Origin of the sequence: Ochrobactrum teleogrylli (assembly GCF_037482325.1) — a bacterium.
Classification (GTDB): domain Bacteria; phylum Pseudomonadota; class Alphaproteobacteria; order Rhizobiales; family Rhizobiaceae; genus Brucella; species Brucella teleogrylli.
This window is the reverse complement of sequence record NZ_JBBHKQ010000003.1, coordinates 1-19,344: the sequence shown is the minus strand read 5'-3', so window position 1 is coordinate 19,344 and position 19,344 is coordinate 1. Positions and strand designations below refer to the sequence as shown.

Here is a 19,344-nt window from a genome sequence, read left to right as displayed (position 1 = left end):
AAAAATTGAACGCCCGACCGGTGTTCGGGCGCGACAGCCAAGCTTTGATCGAACTGAAAGGACATCGTCATGAGTTTCGCATATTCCGAAGGAAATCCGGTCGAGGATACTTCCAGGCTAGGCAAGCCGCCGTTTGATACAGACCGCCTGGATCGGCTGATGGAGGAAGCGAAACTAGACGCGCTTCTCGTCAACACAAAGCACAGCATTCAGTATCTGCTCGGCGGCTATCGCTTCTTTTTCTACGATTATATGGATGCGCATGGCCTCAGTCGTTATCTGCCGTTCTTCGTGTATGTGAAGGGAAGGCCGCTGGATTCGGGCTATGTCGGCGCGCCCATGGAGCGCTATGAGAAGCAGCTCGGCAGTTTCTGGGTCCATAATCTCAACCTCAAGAACCAGGTCAGCACCGGTTATGCAAAGGCCGCAGCTGATCTCCTGAAACAGGTCAAGGGCGCCAAGGGCCGGGTCGGCATCGAAGTAGGCTTCCTGCCGATCGACGCATTCCGGGTTTTGGAAGAAGAACTTCACGAGGTAGAGCTGGTAGATGCGACCTACACGCTAGAGTATCTGCGTGCACTGAAGTCGCCGGCCGAACTTAAGATTCTGAAAGAAGCGTCCGAAAAGGTCGTCGATTCAATGCTCGCCGTGATCTCGAAACACGGGCCCGGCACTAGCAAGCTCACTCTCTTCGAGGCACTGCGCCAGGAAGAAACGGCCCGCGGCCTGAAGTTCGAGTATGCGCTGACCAACGTCGGCACGGCCTTTAACCGTGCTCCTTACGACAAGATTTGGGAAGACGGCGAGACACTGGCTCTCGACTCCGGCGGCAACTACAAGGGCTATATCGGTGACGTATGCCGTATGGCCTACACGAAAGAACCAGACTCGGAACTCGTCGATTTGCTTGGTCAGGTCGAACTCGTCCAGCAGACGGCGCGCAAGAACCTCAAGGCCGGCACGATCGGGGCAGAGATATTCGAGAACGCCAACGCGGCGCTGGCGCAATGCTCGGCCAGCAATAAGATGTTCTTCTCAGCACATGGCATGGGCATCGTCAGCCATGAAGCGCCGTGGCTCATGAGCACGGCCTTCCCGCAATACACCGCTCATAATCGCGAAAAGCCTCTCGAGGCCGGTATGGTGATCTCCATCGAGACGGAACTCCACCATACAGAGCGCGGCTTTATCAAGCTTGAGGACACGGTCGCCATCACGGCCACTGGCTGCGAAGGTTTCGGTGATCACGGCCGAGGATGGAACATCGCCGGCCGATGACGCGAACAGGCAAAGGCCAGGCGCGCCCATAATACCGGCGCCTGGCCAAGGACCGCTTTTTGCCGGGATCGATCAGGAAGAAGTGCAGAAAACGATGTCGACCTTTCTCTATAGCGCCCATATCGGTTATCTCTTTTCCGAATTGCCGCTCTCCGAGCGTGCCGCGGCTGCCGCGCGTGCTGGTTTTGATGCCGTGGAATACCCGGCGCCATATGCAGTTCCGGCGGAAGAGATGGCGAAATGGCTGAAATCCGCAGGGCTATCCTACACACAATTCGGTCTGTATTCCGGCGATGCGAACAAGGGCGAAAAGGGTATCGGCATCTTTCCCGATCAGCGTGATCAGTTCCGCCGCAGCGTAGCAGACGCGCTCGACTATGCAGAGGCCATCAATGTTTCGATGGTCCATGCCATGGCTGGTGTGCTGCCTCCGGATAGACGCAGCCATATCCACTGGGACTGCTATGTCGAGAATCTCGCCTATGCGGCTCAGGAGGCAAAGAAGCGGGGCATTCGTGTTATCGTCGAGCCGATGAGCGCAGGCGCCGTGCCGGACTATTTTATCTCTACACCGGACCAGGCCGCCCATGCGATCGCTGAAGCGGGCGGCGATAATCTCGGCCTTCTCCTCGACGTGTTTCACACCGTCAGTGCCGGACTTGATGTCCATCAGCAGATCATGAAGCACGCAGCACTGATTGCCCATGTTCATATTGCCGATTTCCCGGGTCGCCATGAGCCTGGCTCGGGGACACTCGATTTCCCTGCAATTTGTCGCTCGCTGACAAAAGCAGGCTACCTAGGGCGGCTGGGGTGCGAATACATCCCGGCTGCCACGACCGAAGCAGGACTGGGCTGGCTCTCTGCCGCCCGCCTCTTCGCCCAGCAAGCGAGTTGATCTGCTTGCTGGTGGCTCTTGGCATCACTCACTGCAGGTCATCGCTCCATTCATTGATCGCTTGAGAGCGGTGCGATGTCGGGCGTGCGTCTGCCTGCGCAGCCTCAACGATACCGGCATGCCCGTAGCAACACCCGCTTTGGGCCCGACAAAACAGGATCCACGGAATGAAAAATCTCTCTTCGCTCAACGTGCTCTCGACAACAACACGTGACGATCGCGGCACAGACATGGCGAATGCCCTGCGCTTTCTCGCCATTGACGCCGTCCAGAAAGCGAACTCCGGTCATCCGGGGATGCCGATGGGCATGGCGGATGTCGCGACCGTGCTGTTTTCAGACTTCATCAACATTGACCCCGCAGCCCCTGATTGGCCGGATCGCGACAGGTTCGTTCTTTCGAACGGACATGGATCGATGCTGCTTTACGCCCTGCATCACCTGCTAGGCTACGAAGATATGACTATGGAGCAGTTACAGTCGTTCCGGCGCCTGGGTTCCAAGACGGCAGGTCACCCTGAATATGGCCATGCGCTCGGGATCGAGACGACGACGGGTCCGCTTGGACAGGGCCTGACCACAGCCGTCGGCATGGCGCTTGCAGAGCGCATACAAAATGCCCGCTTTGGCGACGAGCTCGTTGACCACTACACCTATGTTTTCTGTGGCGACGGTTGCCTCATGGAGGGTGTCAGCCAGGAAGCCATCGATCTCGCCGGTCATCTCAAGCTCGGCAAACTGATCGTCCTGTTCGACGACAATGGCATATCGATCGACGGCCCGACCTCGCTGGCGACGTCCACCGATCAGGTCAAGCGTGTGCAGGCCTCCGGCTGGAATGCCACGCGTGTCGATGGCCACGATCAGGAAGCGATTCGTCAGGCGATCGCGGCAGCGCGGTCGTCCGACAAGCCGACATTGATCGCGTGCAAAACGGTGATCGGTTACGGTTCGCCAAAGCTTGCCGGTTCTGAGAAGTCGCACGGCGCGCCTCTCGGCGAACAGGAAATCTCCGCGACCCGTGAGAACCTTGACTGGCGCACTGAGCCTTTCGTCATCCCTGACGACGTGCGCAGTAATTGGCTTACCGCTGCAGAGCGCGGCAAGACGAAGCGCAGGGAATGGACGTTGCGCCATGAGGGGTCGGAGAAGCGAGCGGCATTCGACGCATCGATCCGCGGTGACCTCCCGGGCGATTTTGCCGGTTCGATGGAGCGATATCGGCAAAAGGTTTTCGCCGACGCGCCGAAGATTGCCACCCGCAAGGCTTCGGAAGATGTTCTCGGAGTGATCAACGAGGCGACTGAGCTCACCGTAGGCGGTTCGGCCGATCTGACGCACTCCGTCTTCACGCTGACCAAGGGTATCAGCGACGTGCAGGCCGACAGCTACGAGGGGCGGTACATCCGCTATGGCATTCGCGAACACGGCATGGCTGCGGTGATGAACGGACTGGCGCTGCATGGCGGCTTCATTCCTTACGGCGGCACGTTCCTCGTCTTCTCCGATTATATGCGCGGCGCCATGCGGCTTTCGGCGTTGATGGGATTGCGCGTGATCTACGTGCTCACACACGACTCGATCGGCCTTGGCGAGGACGGTCCGACACATCAGCCGATAGAACATCTGACCATGCTTCGCGCGACGCCGGGTCTACTGGTGTTTCGTCCGGCCGATGCGATAGAGACGGTCGAAGCCTGGGAGATAGCAATCAATCAGTCCCGTCCATCTGTTCTTTCGCTCTCGCGCCAGAATTTGCCCCTTCTGCGTACCGGTTCCGTGGAGAAAAACCTCTCCCGCAAAGGAGGCTATATCTTGAAGGATGTGGCAGGTGACCGGGATGTCACCTTGCTCGCTAGCGGTTCCGAGCTTGAAATCGCGGTGCAGGCTGCCGAAACGTTGCGCGCAAGAGGTATTGCAGCAGCGGTTGTCTCCATGCCGAGTCACGAGCTTTTCCTGGAGCAGGACGAAGCTTACCGCAACGAAGTTCTTGGAAACGCACCGCGCGTGGCGATCGAGGCGGCTGTGGGAATGTCCTGGTACCGCTTCCTCACTCCGACAGATATCTTCATCGGAATGGAAACGTTTGGTGCATCCGGCCCGGCGCCGGAACTCTATTCCCATTTTGGAATCACAGCCGATCGAGTCGTCGCCGAGGCATTGAAACTCGCAGGTAGATAGTAAACCAGTTCCAACGCGCTGACGTTTGACGAATGCACGGCGCGCGGATTCCCATTGTTGATCGGTGGCCGTGAGGTACTCGGCGCGCCAAATTGATTGTTCAAAGGAGAGGGGTGATGTCAGCAACTGCGCCCGGTCTGAAATCGATTGAAGAGGAATTGTATGATCGAGGTACAGCGGCGGTTGCGCGTGGCATACGCACGCTTTTCGATGGTGACAGCGCGCGCTTCGACGATTTTTCGTTGATCCATGAAGATCTTGTCCTCGATTATTCGAAGACCGCTCTGTCGCGGGATGATCTGAAGTGTTTGGTGCGCTTCGCCAATGCCAAACGGATTGAGGCTCGCCGTGATCGTATGTTCGCGGGAGAACGGATAAACATAACAGAGGATAGGCCGGCGCTGCATGTCGCGCTGCGCGGAAGCATCGTTGACGATTATAAAGCCGATGGGTTTCCAGTCGCCCATGAGGTCGATAGTGTGCTTACCCGGATGTCGGATTTCGCCGAGGGCGTCCGGGAAGGAGCGATCGTCTCCAGCACTGGCGATCGGTTCACCGACATCGTCAATATCGGAATAGGAGGATCCGATCTCGGCCCGGCAATGGCAACATTGGCGCTCGCACCCTATCACGACGGGCCGCGCATTCATTTCGTCTCGAACGTCGACAGCGCCGATATCACCGGCGTTCTCTCTAAGGTCAATCCTGCAACAACGCTGTTCATCATCGCATCGAAGACTTTCACCACGATCGAAACGATGACCAACGCCGAGACTGCCCGCAGGTTTGTTGTCGCCGCACAGGGCGAGGAAGCCGTTGCACACCACTTCTGCGCTGTCTCCACCGCCTTGGACAAGATCGAGCGGTTCGGTATAACTCGCGACCGAAGTTTCGGCTTCTGGGACTGGGTCGGTGGACGATACTCGATCTGGTCGGCCATCGGACTGCCTTTGATGATCGCGATCGGTCCCGCCGCGTTTCGAGAGTTCCTCGCTGGCGCGCGCAGCATGGATCAGCACTTTAGGCATGCGCCGATCGAGCAAAACATGCCGGTGCTCTTTGGACTTGTCGGCTGGTGGCATCGAGTAGCGCAGGGCTATGGTTCACGCGCACTGATACCCTATGATCAGCGCCTCGCCCGGTTTCCAGCCTATGTGCAGCAACTCGACATGGAATCCAACGGCAAGGCAACCAGACTTGATGGACAGCCAGCGCGCACCCCGACCGGTCCCGTCGTATGGGGCGAGCCGGGCACCAATGGCCAGCATGCCTTTTTTCAGCTCCTGCACCAGGGTACTGACACTATTCCGGTCGAATTCCTGATCGGGGCTCAATCGCACGAACCAGACCTTCAGCAGCACCAGGACCTGTTGCTCGCAAACTGTCTCGCTCAGGGTGAGGCGCTTGTGCAGGGGCGGATGTTGCAGGAGGCTTTTGAACGACTTCATATTGAGGGGCGTTCGGAATCTGAGGCTAAGGCCATCGCACCGCATCGTCAATTCTCCGGGGATCGTCCGTCAATCACGCTTCTCTATCGAAAGCTCGATCCTCACACGCTCGGGCAGCTCATAGCGCTGTTCGAACACCGTGTTTTCGTGGAGGCGCAACTCTTTGAAATCAATCCGTTTGATCAGTGGGGCGTCGAACTCGGTAAGGAGCTCGCGCTGAAACTCTTACCCATTATGAGCGGCGCAGCCTCGATCAATACGATAAGTGAAGTCAGCCGTGGTCTTGCCACGGCCGTTCTGGGGCTAAAAACGTTTCGACCTGACATAACCGAGATGGGGTACTGAAAGTGATGAAAATACTTGGGAGATTAGTTGTTGGAATCTCTGCGCTGATTGCCGAACACCAGCCAAGTCTGGCCGACGGTGTCGAGACACTTGCTCCGGTTGGGAGCATTAAATCGACTGGTACATGGAGCTTGGCGAGCCGTGCAGGCGACTATATTTTTGTTGCTGGCATGCGTGGCATTGATCCAAAAACCAACGCTCTGGTGGAAGGCGATGAAGCCCGTATCAGACAAGCATTTCTCAACATGCAATCCGTAGCCCAATCAGGCGGTGCAAACCTGCAGGATGCTGTTCGGCTGGTCGTATATGTCAGCGATATGTTTCGATATCGACCGATCGTCAACAAAGTTCAAGCCGAGCTGTGGTCCAATAAGCCATACCCGCCAAGGACGATCATCGAAGTAGATCGACTGAATCAGGACGACATTGTAGAAGTTGAAGGTACATTTTACGCACCACGAGCAAAATAGCTGAAGGTGACATAAGCCGTCGCACTCCAGACTAGAACTCACCCCAACATGTCATAGTAAAAGATGCGCCGCTCGCTTGCCAGGAACGGCACGACGGCGCCACTCGAACGGCCTACCGTGAAAAGCGACGGCCGGGGATCCGGAATAAGTTCGATCCCGCCCGCGGGGGCATCAAAGATTAATTTTTTGTCGGTCCCCAACGCTTTGTTTCAGCATTAACCGTGGTGTACTCAATTCTTTGGGCGGCGAAAATATAATAAAAACAAAGTGCTGCACCCACTACCACAAATGCAGAAAGTAGACGCGTTTTACGGAACCAACAGTTAAAGAGCCCGTTCATTTGTGGGTATGCCGTACAAGCGGAAAATCGTCGAACGATGCCGGCCGAGTTTCTCGGTGATAACCGTGGCGCTCAGGCCGGCACGCTCGCCAGCGTGCGATCCTGCGCCGTTCATCCATATCGATCTGGGAGGTGCGTCTCTTGAGCATTCCTTGCCAGTGATAACCCATTGGTATCTATCGCAAGTCGCACTTTACGCTGGAACCCACCCCTGTTATAGATGTTGTTTTGGCAAGATAGGGATGCGCTATCTCCAGCAAGATAGAGATGCGACAGGTGCTGACGTTCAGCCCCCATTCCGAGAGGCTGGTCAGGGTTGCAAGCGAGGAATGGGGGCGGGTCGATAGGTGCCCTTCGGCTTTAGCTTTCTTAGTAACAATCATTCCGTCGCTTTGGGTCATGCACGACATCACCCGCCAGCTGAAGCTTCTTCGCCGCTCTGGGCAGCTTGCCTGCAGCTGGAATCGGATACCCAAAGCGACATTGAGGTGCATTGACGATCATTATTCGGCTGCTGTCCGCCTCATCAGTGCCTTCTCCCGGCGCGCGATAACGTCAGGATCGTTCATGTAAGCGGCGCGCGATTTGCGCTCGCGCTTCTGATACCCGTTCCCGACACTGCCATCAGGCACGCCAAACAAATGGTTCGTCTGACCTGTGCGACGGGGACCGCTCTGGCTGCGTTGCAGTTCCCGGCCTGCCTGCATCTCGGCCACAATCGAAAGCATGTCATCCAGTCGCTTGTTCTCGACAACAGGCGAGCGATGAACAGAACGAAGCTTGTCGAATGTTCTGTAGGGCAGGGTGTCCGTACCATACATGATCTCCAGACGGCCATCCGGATAGTCGCAGACAATCACCTTTTGTCGAGCCAGCCGCTTTGCAAACTCCGTCGGCTCCAGGATGAACAGCACCTTGTCGTAACGCAGTGTCAGTGTTTGCGACAGTGTCCGTACTTCCTTCCGGCACATCGCACCATCGATGTTCTCATGCGCGGCCAGCGGTCGATGCATATCCTTAGGATTGCGCGGCTCCTTGCCAAAACGAGCATTGAAGTCTGCAATATATTCCGGCGCATAAGCATTGGCTGCTTCGATCGTATCAATGCCGCGCAGTCGCAATTCCTTGACCAAACGATCCTGCAAAGTTCTGTTTGCCCGCTCGACACGGCCTTTGGCCTGCGGGGTATTGGCGCAGATAATGTCGATGTTGAGTTCATAAAGCGCCCGGCCAAACTGGGTCAGACCGCTCGTGCGATCCTGCTGCGAACCATGGGTCGTGCGAAACACACCATGCTTGTCACTGTAAAAGGCCAGCGGCTTGCCCCATTGCTGCAGGTAGGCCTTCGTCGCATGAAAATAATCAAACGTGTTCTCTGATCCAGCGAAGCGCAAATGCAGGAGCTTGCCCGTGGCATCGTCAATATAAACGAGGAGGGCGCATTTGGGACCCCGCTCCTCAAACCACCAATGATGCGAACCATCGATCTGTACCAGCTCACCAAAGCAATCACGCCGACCGCGCGGCTGATGCAGTTGTCGCTTGCGTTCGCGCCGTAACGTCCACAAACCCGCCGCCGTCATCCATTGCCGCAGCGTCTCCTTGCTGACCGAAAGCTGGTGGCGTTCGACAAGCTTCTCACAGGCCAGTGTCGGCCCAAAATCCCGATAATAAGCCCGGATCAAATCAAGCACCGCATTCCGGAAATCCTCGCTGTAACGACGATTGCTCGGGCGTCCGCGTCGTCCCGACATCAGACCCGAATGCCCAAGCTTGTCGTAAGCCTGTAAAAGACGATGGATCTGGCTGCGGCTGAGATCCAGCAATGCAGTCGCCTGGATAACCGTCAGACGACGATCTCGAATCTTCTGAATGACTTCCAATCTATTGAGTTCTTTCTGCGACATCGTAATCAAACAAGACATGGCAACTCTCTAAACGGATACGTGTGAAGAGCCGCCCAGTCTTCCTTTCCTCGTTCGATCTGAACAGGGCACGCGACCTAAAAATGTCGCATCTCTATCTTGCCCATCTGTCGCATCTGTATATTGCTGTTATAGATGTAAATCGCATAATTTACATTATGGAACTAACAATGGTGCGTCGGATCGTTAAGTGAACTGCGATACCGCAGTTGCGCTGATCGGTCGGTTGGCGCGGGATGAACAGGTGCGCGGCAAGGGTGTTAGTGAAGTGCTTCTGACAGATGCGCTTAGCCGCATTCTTGATGCAAGCAAGACCTTGCAGTTGTTCGTCATCATCGTGGACGCCAAGAATGACAAGGCGGCGGAGTTTTATGCCAGCTACGGTTTCCAGCGCTTTCCGCATCGGCCAAACCGATTGTTCATCCAGAAATCCGTCGTCATGTCGGCGCTGGAGCGATCACTAGACTGAGGATGCGACACTATTCCAATTTAGGGGGATTCGCCCGCCGCAAATTTCAAGTATTCTTACGCCATTGTCCCCTATTCCCGCCGCATGATCTGCGATTGACTACGAAACGGTACGACAAGGGACGGCGCTCTATGACGGAGTACGCTGCAATGCTCGCGATTTCGCATTCACATCATCCGGTTTGAGGCCGGGGATGCGGGCAAGCCGGAAGGATCGGCTATGATCCGCTCGCCGTGTTGCGGGCGATCTCCCCGTGCATCTCTGCCCGATCCGCAACGGTGTCGGCGGCTTCTATCCCGTCGCCGGCACTACGTGTCTCGATCCCCTCCCGTTCAATCCTTTGCGCCGGTGCACCAATCTGGCTTTGCGGTTCCAGTTCGATGCCCTGCGCCTCAAGACTGCGATGGTCGATGCGGGCGTCTATGTCGAGTTCTGCCAGCCGTTCATTTACATGCTCGGCCCAGCGTTCGCGCCACCGCTCGACCATCTCCGTGCGGTTCCAGTCCCGCACCTTCTGGCCGAAACCGTTCTCGTCAACCGAGCGCATGGTGAGCATGACATGGGCGTGTGGCTTGGGGCTCCCGTCCTCGGCAAAATCCCAATGCACGTTCAGGTCGGCAATCATGCCCTGATCGACAAATTCGGTCTGGACGAAATCGCGGGCAAGTTGGATGCCCTGCGCATGCGAAAGTTCACGCGGAATGGCCGCGGTGCAAGTAGCTGTCGTCAGGTGCCTCCTGCGTCTTGCCGGTTATGGTGAGTAGATTCGACTGGAAAGTGACCCCGAGATCGTCCTGCGCAAAGCCAGCCTCGAGACCGAGATACGATAACTGTCGTCTCCCGTCTTCACGCGCCATAGGGCGGCCAGTCGCTCACGGATCGCGCGCGCTGAACGTTTTCCAGCAGATTGAAGACCCGGTCGAAGCCGACGCTCGACCGGCACAGAGGAGAGAAATTGTAAGATGTCGCCATAGCCATATTCTCCTTGAAGCAACATGGATGTATCTGCCGCGCTGCTCGACGGCGCCTCAGGCAAGACCAGCCCTGTCTTCAGCAACTGGCGGCAACTGATTTGGTTTTGAGATTCCCGGATTCAAAGGCGCCGAATAAAAACCTCGTAGCCCAGTTAAACAGCGAGCGCTGATCGCGAAGGAGATTTTCAACTTCCGGCGCCCTTCCCTCCTTAAGTATCCTCGGTCAATTCTGCCACTTCCAGTATTCCAACAAGCTCTGCGACTTTTCCTGACGGCAGTGATCGTCCCTCGTTGACCAACGCTTCGTCAGCATTAAACCAGGCCCAAGCTTCGGCGAGTTCAGCCGCTGACGCGCCGGTTCGGTTGATTTCCGCAACAAGACTGGAGTCTACCGGGCCGAGGACAGAAGTAATTTCATCCAGCGTCATTTAGTTACCTCCTGCATTTCGGGTGCTATTCCGATCATCCATCTGGCTATTAGATAAGCGGCGCGATCACAGAAAAAAGTGTCACGGTGCGCTCGGCAACCTCTTGAACAGGCAAATTGCCAAACCTAAATCGCAGTCGCCGGACGCCCATTGGGGTCTGGCCCGTCAAACGATGAATGTCATCGCTGACGGAAATAGAAACTTGTACCCATATTGCTTCACAAGGAGGATGTGGCTATGAGAACCACTTTCGATTTTACTCCCCTGTTCCGGTCGAGCGTCGGCTTCGACCGAATGCTGAACGCGCTCGAAGCTGCGAGCCGCGTAGAGACCATCGACAGCTGGCCCCCTTATGACATAGCCAAGACCGGCGAGGACGACTACCGCATCACAATGGCGGTGGCCGGCTTCACGCAGGACGAACTGACCATCACCCAGGAGCAGAACATGCTCGTGGTGTCCGGTCAGAAGGCTGGCGAGGACAACAGCCAGTATCTGCATCGCGGAATTGCCGCGCGCACATTCCAGCGTCGCTTTGAACTGGCCGACCACGTGAAGGTTGTGGGCGCTAGCCTCGTCAACGGTCTGCTAACGATTGATCTCAAGCGTGAGATTCCCGAAGAGATGAAGCCGCGCAAGATCCAGATCGCGGCCGGCGAGGCGCTGCCCAAGGTCGAGACCAGGCAGATCGAGGCCGACAAGCAGGCCGCCTGAGGTAGCTCTCTCAGCGTAATTCGCGCAAGGCGCCGGGCACTTCCCGGCGCCGACGGTAAAGCATTGTCAATCGAACGAACAGAAAGGAGAAGAATAATGAGTGTCCGTGATCTGATTCCCTGGGGCCGCAGCAACGGCAATCAGGTTCCCAGTGTCTTGCGCGATGGCGATCGCGATCCATTCCTTTCGCTGCATCGCGAGGTGAACAGGCTGTTCGACGACGTCTTTCGCGGCTTCGGCTCGAACCTGCCCTCTCTCGTGGGAGCTTCCGCCTTCAGCGGCGGCTGGCCGAGCGTGGAGGTCTCGGACGGGGAGAAGGAAATCAAGGTGACAGCTGAGGTACCGGGCCTCGAAGAGAAGGACATTGAGGTCCTGCTCGACGACGGCGTGCTGACGCTGCGGGGCGAGAAGCGCTCCGAGACGGAGGACAAGGACCGACGGTTCTCGGAGCGCTTCTATGGCCGCTTCGAGCGTCGCATTCCGCTTGGCTACGAGGTCAAGGACGACCAGGTCGACGCGCGGTTCAAAAACGGCGTGCTGACCGTGACCTTGCCCAAGAGCGAAAAGGCGCAGTCGCAGGTCAAGCGCATCGCCATCAAGAGTTGACGCATGGCAGGCGCCGGCGGCGGGCCATCTGGCCGCCGTCGGCTGCATCCTTCGCCAGAGAGGGAGGGATGAACAATGGAGATGACGAGACAGATCAACAGATCAACTGGAAATTCAATTCCGCAAGAGTGGCCGTCGAACGACAACCGGCACAAGCCCCTTTCGATGGGGCGCTCGGTCTTCCCGGATGGCGCGGTTGCGCGCATCTACAAGCCGTCCCGCGCGGTGACGACCTCCGGCAAGGCCGGCACGAAGGGTTGGCGACTTGTGTTCGAGCGGCGCACCGCGCCCTTCATCGAGCCGCTGATGGGCTACACGGGCGGCGACGATACGCTGACCCAGGTCGAGCTGAGCTTCCCGACATTGCAATCGGCCATCCGCTACGCCGAGCGACAGGGTCTGACCTATATGGTCCAAACACCGCCCCGGCAGACGACAGGCAGTGGCCGCAGCCAGCGCGCCGATGAGAAGCAGGCGTGTGTAGGAAAATCAACGCACGCCTTCTCGGATGCGACGCTCGACCGGCTCGGGCTCGCCGCCCTTCGGGAGACCTACGGGCTTGCGCTCGACGGCGCGGCGAACCGCAACGACCCGCCCGATCCTGAAAGCTGGACGACGCCCATGAAGGTGGTCAGCGATCCGACGCTGACGCTGGAAGCGAAGCGCGCGATCCTGATGAACTGGGCCTGGACCGAGTACCTGATCGACCAGGCCACCAACGAAGGCATGCCCGAGAACGGCCGGCCGTCGCGCCTCTACGAGGTCGAGCAGGCGCTGCTCGCGCTTGAACGCGAGTTCGCGGATGATCGGGATGATTCAGGCACACGAAAGGCAGCATGAGGTGCAGCGATGGATACGCATGTCGTTTTCGATTGCCAGAAGGTTCTGCCGAACCGGTTCGCGCTGACGCTTGCCGCTGCCTCCCGCATCCGGGCGCTCGCCCGGGGCGCGGAACCGAGGCTCGACGCAGTCGATCGCAGCGTGGGCGATCTTGCCCTGCACGAGATCGCGGCGGGCGCGTTCACGCGGGATGAACTCGCACCGTTTCTGCCTGGAGCAGATGAAAGGCAGCTTTTGCCTCCGCCCGATCCGGCTTCCAGGCTTCGCGATGGCGGTGGCGGAAGCGCCGCCGCACCCGCCTCCCGTTCGCGAAAGACCGTTCATTGAAGATGCAAGCAAACCGACACGGAGGAATGAACGATGCTGAAGTCTTTGTCTTCCGATAACCGGGCGGCTTTCGATGTCGTCAACATCATTGCCGGTCTCGGTCTTCTGCTCTCGCCCTGGTATCTCGGCTATGCGGCTGAAACCTATGCCGCATGGAATGCCTGGATCGTCGGTGCTGCCGTGACGCTGATCGCGGTCGCTGCGCTCTACACATTCCATCAGGTCGAGGAATGGACCAACGTGGCGCTCGGCCTTTGGTCCGTAATCGCGCCTTGGGCACTGGGCTTCTCTGCCCTCCCAGCCGCGATGTGGGTGCATGTGGTCGCCGGCCTCGTCGTCGCCGTGCTCGCTGCGGTCAGCCTGTGGTCCACGACAAACCGACCTCTTTCGACAGCATGATTTTGCAACGTGGCCCGGCACGCGCCGGGCCATTTTCTTGCACTCTCCGTCTAACCTCAGGCGGAACAGAGGAGCCAACAGACTGGCCAAACGGAGATCGCTCATGTTCAGGAATCTCATAGCCCTGCGTCCGCCCATCATCACATTATGCGCCATCCTCGCCTTCGCGGGGCTACCGTGCGCGACAATCGGGCAGGCCGTGCCGGGCGTTGCGGGAGAGCTTCCCACCCTTGCCCCCGTGCTGGAACGGGTGACGCCGGCTGTCGTCAACATCTCGGTTGTCTCAGAAACACCTGGGGCATCAAATCCACTCTACAACGATCCTTACTTCCGACGCTTCTTTGATCTTCCGCATGCGCCGCCTCCGCAACAGCGCATGAGCGCCGGTTCCGGGGTGATCGTCGACGCGGCCAAAGGTCATGTGCTGACCAATCATCACGTGGTGGCCAATGCTCGCACGATCACGGTCACACTGAAGGACGGGCAACGCCTGCGTGCCGAGCTTGTCGGCTCCGATCAAGCAACGGACATCGCGCTGCTCAAGGTCAAGAGCAGAAATCTCGTCGCGTTGGAGGTCGGCGATTCGGATCGCCTCAAGGTCGGCGACTATGTGGTCGTGATCGGGAACCCCTTCGGCCTGGGACAAACGGTAACCTCCGGTATTGTCAGCGCGCTCGGTCGCAGCGGCATCAGCAATGACGGCTACGAGGACTTCATTCAGACTGACGCCTCAATCAATCCGGGCAATTCCGGCGGTGCCCTGGTGACCCTAGACGGCACGCTAGTCGGCATCAATACGGCGATCCTTACGCCTGCGGGTGGCAACATCGGCATCGGCTTCGCGGTGCCTAGTAACATGGCCGTAACCGTCATGAAGCAGTTGATCGAACACGGTGAAGTGCGGCGCGGCAGGCTGGGCGTCGGTATCCAGGACCTTACGCCGGATATCGCGGAGGCGCTCAAGCTTGGCGAACTGCGCGGAGCTGTGATCGCCAGCATCGAGCCCGGCTCGCCGGCACAGCGCGCCGGCTTGCAGGTGGGCGATGTGGTCACCGCGATCTGCGGGCGTGCTGTTCAGGGCGCGACAGACCTGAGAAACCGCATCGGCCTCACGCCAGTCGGCAGCACGATCAGCTTTACAATCAAGCGTGGTAGTAGCGAGCGGGTCGTCAGCGCCAAGATCGCTTCAGAAACTGGTGCATCCGCCGATCTATCCGGCACCCCGCTCGATGGCGCGCACATGCGCGCCGCTTCCGTTAACGAGGCGCGGCAAGCCGGCGCGCCAGGCATTTTGATTGAAAGCATCACGCCGAGCAGTCCGGCTGCGCGTGCTGGCCTTCGAGCGGGCGACTTGATCGTTGCGGTCAACCGGTCGCCTGTTTCTTCCTTGGCTGATTTGCGCAGCGCGATCGCGCGCCAGCGTGCCATCCTGGCGCTGGAACTGTTTCGCGATGGCGGTCGCCTTCTGCTGGTTGTGAGATAACCAGGAGCGGCCACAATGGAAATGAACAAGAAAACGCAGTTCAACATCTGGTACTGGATCGCCGCCTTCTTCCTCCTGATGGCATTCCAATACCTGTTCACGACCGCCACTCAGGTGGCGCATATCCCATACAGCCAGTTCGAGACCTATCTCGGCCAAGGCCGGATCGCGGAAGTGGCAGTATCGGACCGCTTCATTCAGGGAACCTTCAAACAGCCGGTCGACGGCCGGCCAATGTTCATCACCACCCGCGTCGAGCCCGACCTCGCACGTCAGCTTCAGGAGCGCGGCGTGGTGGTCACCGGGCAGATCGAAAGCACCTTCCTGCGCGACCTGCTGTCCTGGATCGTGCCCGTCCTCCTTATCGTCGGCATCTGGATGTTCGCGCTGAAGCGCATGGGCGGCGGCATCGGCGGCGGGCTCATGCAGATCGGCAAGTCGAAGGCGAAGGTCTACGTCCAGTCCGACACCGGCGTCACCTTCAAGGACGTGGCCGGCGTCGACGAGGCCAAGGACGAGTTGAAGGAGATCGTCGACTTCCTCAAGGATCCGCAGGGCTACGGCCGGCTGGGCGGGCGCATGCCAAAGGGCGTGCTGCTGGTCGGCCCGCCGGGCACCGGCAAGACGCTGCTGGCAAGGGCCGTGGCGGGCGAGGCCGGCGTGCCGTTCTTCTCCATCTCGGGCTCCGAGTTCGTGGAAATGTTCGTCGGCGTCGGCGCAGCGCGCGTGCGCGACCTCTTCGAGCAGGCCCGGGCCAAGGCACCGGCCATCATCTTCATCGACGAGCTGGACGCGCTCGGTCGCGCCCGCGGCATCGGCCCCATGGCCGGCGGCCACGACGAGAAGGAGCAGACGCTCAACCAGCTCCTTGTCGAGCTGGACGGCTTCGATCCCTCGACCGGCCTCGTGCTGCTCGCCGCCACGAACCGGCCGGAAATCCTCGACCCGGCGCTCCTGCGCGCCGGCCGCTTCGACCGGCAGGTTCTCGTCGACCGCCCGGACAGAAAAGGCCGCGTGCAGATCCTGAACGTGCACCTGAAGAAGGCGAAGCTCGCGCCGGACGTCGAGCCGGAAAAGATCGCGGCGCTGACCCCCGGCTTCACCGGCGCGGACCTCGCCAATCTCGTCAACGAGGCGACGCTGCTTGCCACCCGCCGCAAGGCCGGCGCGGTGACGATGGAGGATTTCAACAATGCGGTGGAGCGCATCGTGGCGGGTCTCGAAAAGCGCAACCGGCTGCTCAACCCGAAGGAGCGCGAGATCGTCGCCTATCACGAGATGGGCCACGCGCTCGTGGCCATGGCGCTGCCGGGCGTCGATCCGGTCCACAAGGTCTCGATCATCCCGCGCGGTATCGGCGCGCTGGGCTACACCATCCAGCGGCCGACGGAGGACCGTTTCCTGATGACGCTGGAGGAACTAGGGAACAAGATGGCGGTGCTCCTCGGCGGCCGCGCGGCGGAAAAGATCGTGTTCGGCCATCTGTCCACCGGCGCCGCGGACGACCTCGCCAAGGTTACCGACATCGCCCGTGCCATCGTCACACGCTACGGCATGTCGGAGAGGCTCGGCCATATCGCACTGGAGAAGGACCGGCGCTCGTTCCTCGCCACCGACCAGCCCTACTATGGCCCGCAGGAACGCACCTATTCCGACGAGACGGCCGCCGCCGTCGACAAGGAGGTGCGCCGGATCGTCGACGAGACGTTCGAGCGGACCGTCGGCCTGCTGGCGGAACGCCGGGACGAGCTCGAGCGCACCGCCCGCCGCCTGCTGGAGAAGGAGACCCTGGACGGGTTGGAAATACAAGAGCTTGTCGGCAAGCCCGAGGAATCAGTCACGAGTGCCGCTGTCTGATGCCGCAGATCGGGCTTGAAGAGGGGCTTGCGGCAAACTCGGTCTACTGGCTGAATGTCCACCGGCCCCAAGGCGTCGGAATGTGCTGAAGGTGCTCTAAAGCCGGAGGAGCCGGATAATCTGGTCTACCACCGAAGCATGGCGCGCTTGGACATGGCCGCCTTCATGGCTTCGTCGGCCAAAAGCAGACAGGCAAAACAACCATCCCAATTTGCAATGCGACAATTGCACTAATTTGAAGTGCCATGGAGGGATATGGAGTAGATATAGTTCTCATGGCTATCCGTTTTTTCCCAGCCATCTTGGTCGGGCCAATCCGTGTCCGAGATCTGCCGCCGCCAATGACTGCCTTTTCCCGCTTCAATCATTTTTCTCAAATGCCTCTTGAAGCATTGAGTGAAACGCGCGGACAGCAGGATTTGCGCGTCGGCTTTCTGGCCACAGCGCCGTAATATTATGGCGCTCGACAGCAAAGTCCGAGAGCACCGGCACCAGTTCGCCGCGGGTCACATAAGGTGCCGTGACGAATGTTGGGCACATTCCTATGCCCGCGCCCGCGGCCAGAGCGGCAATCAGTGCATCGCTTGCATCGACCGTCATGCCCGAAGCTGGCGTGATCTCCAGAAGGCGGCCTCCGATCAGAAAGGGCCAGCGCATGATCTGCCCGGAACTCTGATAGCGAAGCGTGACCGTATCATGGTCGGTGAGTTGATCAGGCTTATCCGGCGTCCCGCATAGCGCCAGATAGTCGGGCGATGCAAAACAGCATAGCTGGTATGGAGCAAGCCGGCGCGACAGCAGCTTCGAGTCCGCAAGATCGCCGATGCGAATGGCGACATCGATTCCCCCCTCCACCAGATCGACAATCCGGTCGCTGAGGCGCAGGTCCGCCTGCGGAATGCCGCCAGTGCCGGCACGATCACGTGAATGCCTATCGGCAAGGACGCGGTAACTCGGAGCGTGCCGGAGGGCTCTGAACGTGCGCTCGCCGCTATCTGCTCGATTTCTTCAGCATCGCGCAGCAGCCGAAGCGCGCGCTCATGCAGGCTGCGTCCCTCTCGCGTCAGCGTCAGCGAACGCGATGAGCCCGGTCAACCGCTCCAATGCCATTTGTTCCTTCATGGCACTATTGAACCGACAGCTTCCCCTATAATCAACTGCATATCTTCGTAATAGATGTGAAAGGAACGAGATAGACCGAGGAAACAGCCCCATGAACGACATGATGCAAGCCATACGCCTGCACGCATTCGGCGGACCCGAAGTGCTGATCTATGAAGATGCTCCGAAGCCCCAGCCGAAAGCGGAGGAACTGCTTGGTCGGCACGATCTTGAGCCCGGCGGTCGAGATGATGTTGACGATATGTCCAGCGCCCTGCCGCTGGAAGACGGGTAGCGCGGCGGCGATGCCGAAAAGGGCACCCCTCAGATTAATGTCGATTATCGTGTCCCAGTCGTCGACGCGCAACGCATCGAAACGGGAGATGGGGACTATACCCGCATTGTGAACGATGACGTCGAGCCTTCCGAAACGCTCGCAGGCAAGTGACCCAGCCCCTCCATGTCCGCCCGCCGGGTCACGTCCGTGGGTCGGTAAATGGCCTTATCCCCGGTGGCAGCGATTTCGCCCACGACCGCCGCAATTTCCTCCGCGCTGCGAGCGCCAAGCACGAGCTTTGCCCCGCGAGCAGCAAGATGGATGGCAGTCGCACCACCTATGCCGCGTCAGGCACCCGTCACTGCGACGACCTGGTTCTCCAGAGGCATGTGCATTCTCCATGATGTTCCGAGCTTGTTGCTATGTGCGGATCAGCGGATGATCTATGCTAGGAAAGCCATGTTTATATCGCGATCCGCCGAAACAATGTCCGATCCCTTCTCCAGCGTCTTGAGCGCGCTAAGCGCGCGGGACATCCGCGCCACGGCCTTGATGCCTCCGGTAACTGGGCGCTCTCGTTCGACGGTCGGGCGCGGTTGAAAGTCGTCGCGGTCATCCTTGGACAAGGCTGGCTGATTGTTCCGGCCATGACACCATTAGCGCTGCCCCAGGGCGACGTCGCCCTAGTGAGCGACACGCGCTACACGGTGGCGAGCGATCCCGCTGTCGAGCCCGCAGATGGCATAGCGCTCTACGCGCCGCCGGGCGGGGATCTGGTACAACTCGGCCAGGGAGACGAGGTGTCGATTGTCGGCGGCGGCCGCGTGGGCCAACCTCCGCTCGACCACCTGACCACATGGCGTATGATCCTCGCACAGCGCATGCTCGGGACGGGCGAGAGAGTGGCGGCGGTGGCCGAAGCTGTCGGATACCATTCACATAGCGCGTTCGCCCAGGCGTTCAAAAGAACTTTGGGCCCTACACC

Annotated in this window: 17 protein-coding genes and 6 pseudogenes; 15 read left to right on the top strand and 8 right to left on the bottom strand. The window is 59.1% G+C overall.

Features of this window, described 5'->3' with window-relative positions:
* The first annotated feature begins 69 nt into the window (after nucleotides 1-69).
* The 5 genes from WIX40_RS22665 to WIX40_RS22645 all read left to right on the top strand — a co-directional run bounded on the left by WIX40_RS22665 (nucleotide 70) and on the right by WIX40_RS22645 (nucleotide 6,619).
* Nucleotides 70-1,278: a M24 family metallopeptidase gene (locus WIX40_RS22665; RefSeq protein WP_182506659.1), complete on the top strand. Its 1,209-nt coding sequence runs from the start codon at nucleotides 70-72 to the stop codon at nucleotides 1,276-1,278.
* On the top strand, nucleotides 1,241-2,176 hold the full coding sequence (locus WIX40_RS22660) for a hydroxypyruvate isomerase family protein (protein WP_339442434.1): 936 nt from the start codon (nucleotides 1,241-1,243) through the stop codon (nucleotides 2,174-2,176). The genes WIX40_RS22665 and WIX40_RS22660 overlap by 38 nt, the downstream gene beginning before the upstream one ends.
* A 167-nt stretch (nucleotides 2,177-2,343) precedes the next feature.
* On the top strand, nucleotides 2,344-4,356 hold the full coding sequence (gene tkt, locus WIX40_RS22655; protein WP_182506661.1) for a transketolase: 2,013 nt from the start codon (nucleotides 2,344-2,346) through the stop codon (nucleotides 4,354-4,356).
* A gap of 116 nt (nucleotides 4,357-4,472) precedes the next feature.
* On the top strand, nucleotides 4,473-6,149 hold the full coding sequence (gene pgi, locus WIX40_RS22650; RefSeq protein ID WP_182506662.1) for a glucose-6-phosphate isomerase: 1,677 nt from the start codon (nucleotides 4,473-4,475) through the stop codon (nucleotides 6,147-6,149).
* Between the two features lie 5 nt (nucleotides 6,150-6,154).
* Nucleotides 6,155-6,619, top strand: coding sequence for a RidA family protein (locus tag WIX40_RS22645; protein WP_182506692.1), 465 nt, complete (start codon nucleotides 6,155-6,157; stop codon nucleotides 6,617-6,619).
* A gap of 359 nt (nucleotides 6,620-6,978) precedes the next feature.
* On the opposite strand, the pseudogene WIX40_RS23715 reads toward WIX40_RS22645, so the two are convergent.
* Nucleotides 6,979-7,108, bottom strand: a pseudogene (locus tag WIX40_RS23715) (helix-turn-helix domain-containing protein); the annotation flags it as partial.
* A gap of 354 nt (nucleotides 7,109-7,462) precedes the next feature.
* On the bottom strand, nucleotides 7,463-8,884 hold the full coding sequence (locus WIX40_RS22640; RefSeq protein ID WP_339438206.1) for an ISNCY family transposase: 1,422 nt from the start codon (nucleotides 8,882-8,884) through the stop codon (nucleotides 7,463-7,465).
* 190 nt (nucleotides 8,885-9,074) lie between these two features.
* On the opposite strand from WIX40_RS22640, the gene WIX40_RS22635 reads away from it, so the two are divergent.
* A complete protein-coding gene (locus WIX40_RS22635; RefSeq protein WP_262077783.1) occupies nucleotides 9,075-9,353 on the top strand; it encodes a GNAT family N-acetyltransferase in 279 nt (92 codons plus the stop codon).
* A 206-nt stretch (nucleotides 9,354-9,559) separates the two neighbouring features.
* Here WIX40_RS22635 and WIX40_RS22630 read toward each other — a convergent pair.
* The 3 genes and pseudogenes from WIX40_RS22630 to WIX40_RS22620 form a co-directional block, all read right to left on the bottom strand.
* Nucleotides 9,560-10,059, bottom strand: a pseudogene (locus WIX40_RS22630) (MobA/MobL family protein); the annotation flags it as partial.
* Nucleotides 10,058-10,325, bottom strand: a pseudogene (locus WIX40_RS22625) (Hsp20 family protein); the annotation flags it as partial. The pseudogenes WIX40_RS22630 and WIX40_RS22625, both read right to left, overlap by 2 nt.
* A gap of 211 nt (nucleotides 10,326-10,536) precedes the next feature.
* On the bottom strand, nucleotides 10,537-10,755 hold the full coding sequence (locus tag WIX40_RS22620; RefSeq protein ID WP_182506663.1) for a hypothetical protein: 219 nt from the start codon (nucleotides 10,753-10,755) through the stop codon (nucleotides 10,537-10,539).
* Between the two features lie 237 nt (nucleotides 10,756-10,992).
* On the opposite strand from WIX40_RS22620, the gene WIX40_RS22615 reads away from it, so the two are divergent.
* The 7 genes from WIX40_RS22615 (at nucleotide 10,993) to ftsH (ending at nucleotide 16,981) form a co-directional block, all read left to right on the top strand.
* Nucleotides 10,993-11,469 (top strand): Hsp20 family protein, encoded by a 477-nt coding sequence (locus WIX40_RS22615; RefSeq protein ID WP_182506664.1) that lies wholly within the window; start codon nucleotides 10,993-10,995, stop codon nucleotides 11,467-11,469.
* Between the two features lie 96 nt (nucleotides 11,470-11,565).
* Complete coding sequence (locus tag WIX40_RS22610; RefSeq protein WP_182506665.1) at nucleotides 11,566-12,075, top strand: Hsp20/alpha crystallin family protein; 510 nt, start codon at nucleotides 11,566-11,568, stop codon at nucleotides 12,073-12,075.
* Nucleotides 12,076-12,150: 75 nt separating this feature from the next.
* Entirely contained in the window at nucleotides 12,151-12,915 is a 765-nt protein-coding gene (locus WIX40_RS22605) for an NADH dehydrogenase ubiquinone Fe-S protein 4 (RefSeq protein ID WP_182506666.1), read from the top strand.
* Nucleotides 12,916-12,924: 9 nt separating this feature from the next.
* Nucleotides 12,925-13,242, top strand: coding sequence for a DNA-directed RNA polymerase subunit omega (locus tag WIX40_RS22600; RefSeq protein WP_122001562.1), 318 nt, complete (start codon nucleotides 12,925-12,927; stop codon nucleotides 13,240-13,242).
* A 33-nt stretch (nucleotides 13,243-13,275) separates the two neighbouring features.
* Nucleotides 13,276-13,641 (top strand): SPW repeat protein, encoded by a 366-nt coding sequence (locus tag WIX40_RS22595; protein WP_144897487.1) that lies wholly within the window; start codon nucleotides 13,276-13,278, stop codon nucleotides 13,639-13,641.
* A gap of 103 nt (nucleotides 13,642-13,744) precedes the next feature.
* On the top strand, nucleotides 13,745-15,124 hold the full coding sequence (locus WIX40_RS22590; RefSeq protein WP_182506667.1) for a Do family serine endopeptidase: 1,380 nt from the start codon (nucleotides 13,745-13,747) through the stop codon (nucleotides 15,122-15,124).
* Nucleotides 15,125-15,139: 15 nt separating this feature from the next.
* Nucleotides 15,140-16,981, top strand: coding sequence for an ATP-dependent zinc metalloprotease FtsH (ftsH, locus tag WIX40_RS22585; RefSeq protein WP_182506668.1), 1,842 nt, complete (start codon nucleotides 15,140-15,142; stop codon nucleotides 16,979-16,981).
* A gap of 360 nt (nucleotides 16,982-17,341) precedes the next feature.
* Here the strand turns inward: ftsH and WIX40_RS22580 are convergent.
* Nucleotides 17,342-18,066, bottom strand: a pseudogene (locus WIX40_RS22580) (substrate binding domain-containing protein); the annotation flags it as partial.
* A 128-nt stretch (nucleotides 18,067-18,194) separates the two neighbouring features.
* On the opposite strand from WIX40_RS22580, the pseudogene WIX40_RS22575 reads away from it, so the two are divergent.
* Nucleotides 18,195-18,305: pseudogene (locus WIX40_RS22575) on the top strand (NADP-dependent oxidoreductase); the annotation flags it as partial.
* Between the two features lie 48 nt (nucleotides 18,306-18,353).
* Here WIX40_RS22575 and WIX40_RS22570 read toward each other — a convergent pair.
* Nucleotides 18,354-18,467 (bottom strand): annotated as a pseudogene (locus WIX40_RS22570) (oxidoreductase); the annotation flags it as partial.
* A 5-nt stretch (nucleotides 18,468-18,472) separates the two neighbouring features.
* Nucleotides 18,473-18,652 (bottom strand): hypothetical protein, encoded by a 180-nt coding sequence (locus tag WIX40_RS22565; protein WP_318281710.1) that lies wholly within the window; start codon nucleotides 18,650-18,652, stop codon nucleotides 18,473-18,475.
* A 303-nt stretch (nucleotides 18,653-18,955) separates the two neighbouring features.
* Between WIX40_RS22565 and WIX40_RS22560 the strand changes: the two genes are divergently transcribed.
* Nucleotides 18,956-19,344, top strand: a 389-nt coding sequence (locus tag WIX40_RS22560; protein ID WP_371834173.1) for an AraC family transcriptional regulator, incomplete at its 3' end; no start/stop codon positions are given.

What these genes read in the sequence shown, in the direction of transcription:
- WIX40_RS22600 (WP_122001562.1), top strand. Translation starts at nt 12,925, where the DNA reads ATGGATACGCATGTCGTTTTCGATTGCCAGAAGGTTCTGCCGAACCGG.
- WIX40_RS22645 (WP_182506692.1), top strand. Translation starts at nt 6,155, where the DNA reads ATGAAAATACTTGGGAGATTAGTTGTTGGAATCTCTGCGCTGATTGCC.
- WIX40_RS22665 (WP_182506659.1), top strand. Translation starts at nt 70, where the DNA reads ATGAGTTTCGCATATTCCGAAGGAAATCCGGTCGAGGATACTTCCAGG.
- WIX40_RS22610 (WP_182506665.1), top strand. Translation starts at nt 11,566, where the DNA reads ATGAGTGTCCGTGATCTGATTCCCTGGGGCCGCAGCAACGGCAATCAG.
- ftsH (WP_182506668.1), top strand. Translation starts at nt 15,140, where the DNA reads ATGGAAATGAACAAGAAAACGCAGTTCAACATCTGGTACTGGATCGCC.
- WIX40_RS22605 (WP_182506666.1), top strand. Translation starts at nt 12,151, where the DNA reads ATGGAGATGACGAGACAGATCAACAGATCAACTGGAAATTCAATTCCG.
- WIX40_RS22615 (WP_182506664.1), top strand. Translation starts at nt 10,993, where the DNA reads ATGAGAACCACTTTCGATTTTACTCCCCTGTTCCGGTCGAGCGTCGGC.
- pgi (WP_182506662.1), top strand. Translation starts at nt 4,473, where the DNA reads ATGTCAGCAACTGCGCCCGGTCTGAAATCGATTGAAGAGGAATTGTAT.
- WIX40_RS22590 (WP_182506667.1), top strand. Translation starts at nt 13,745, where the DNA reads ATGTTCAGGAATCTCATAGCCCTGCGTCCGCCCATCATCACATTATGC.
- WIX40_RS22640 (WP_339438206.1), bottom strand. Translation starts at nt 8,884, where the DNA reads ATGTCTTGTTTGATTACGATGTCGCAGAAAGAACTCAATAGATTGGAA.
- tkt (WP_182506661.1), top strand. Translation starts at nt 2,344, where the DNA reads ATGAAAAATCTCTCTTCGCTCAACGTGCTCTCGACAACAACACGTGAC.
- WIX40_RS22595 (WP_144897487.1), top strand. Translation starts at nt 13,276, where the DNA reads ATGCTGAAGTCTTTGTCTTCCGATAACCGGGCGGCTTTCGATGTCGTC.
- WIX40_RS22620 (WP_182506663.1), bottom strand. Translation starts at nt 10,755, where the DNA reads ATGACGCTGGATGAAATTACTTCTGTCCTCGGCCCGGTAGACTCCAGT.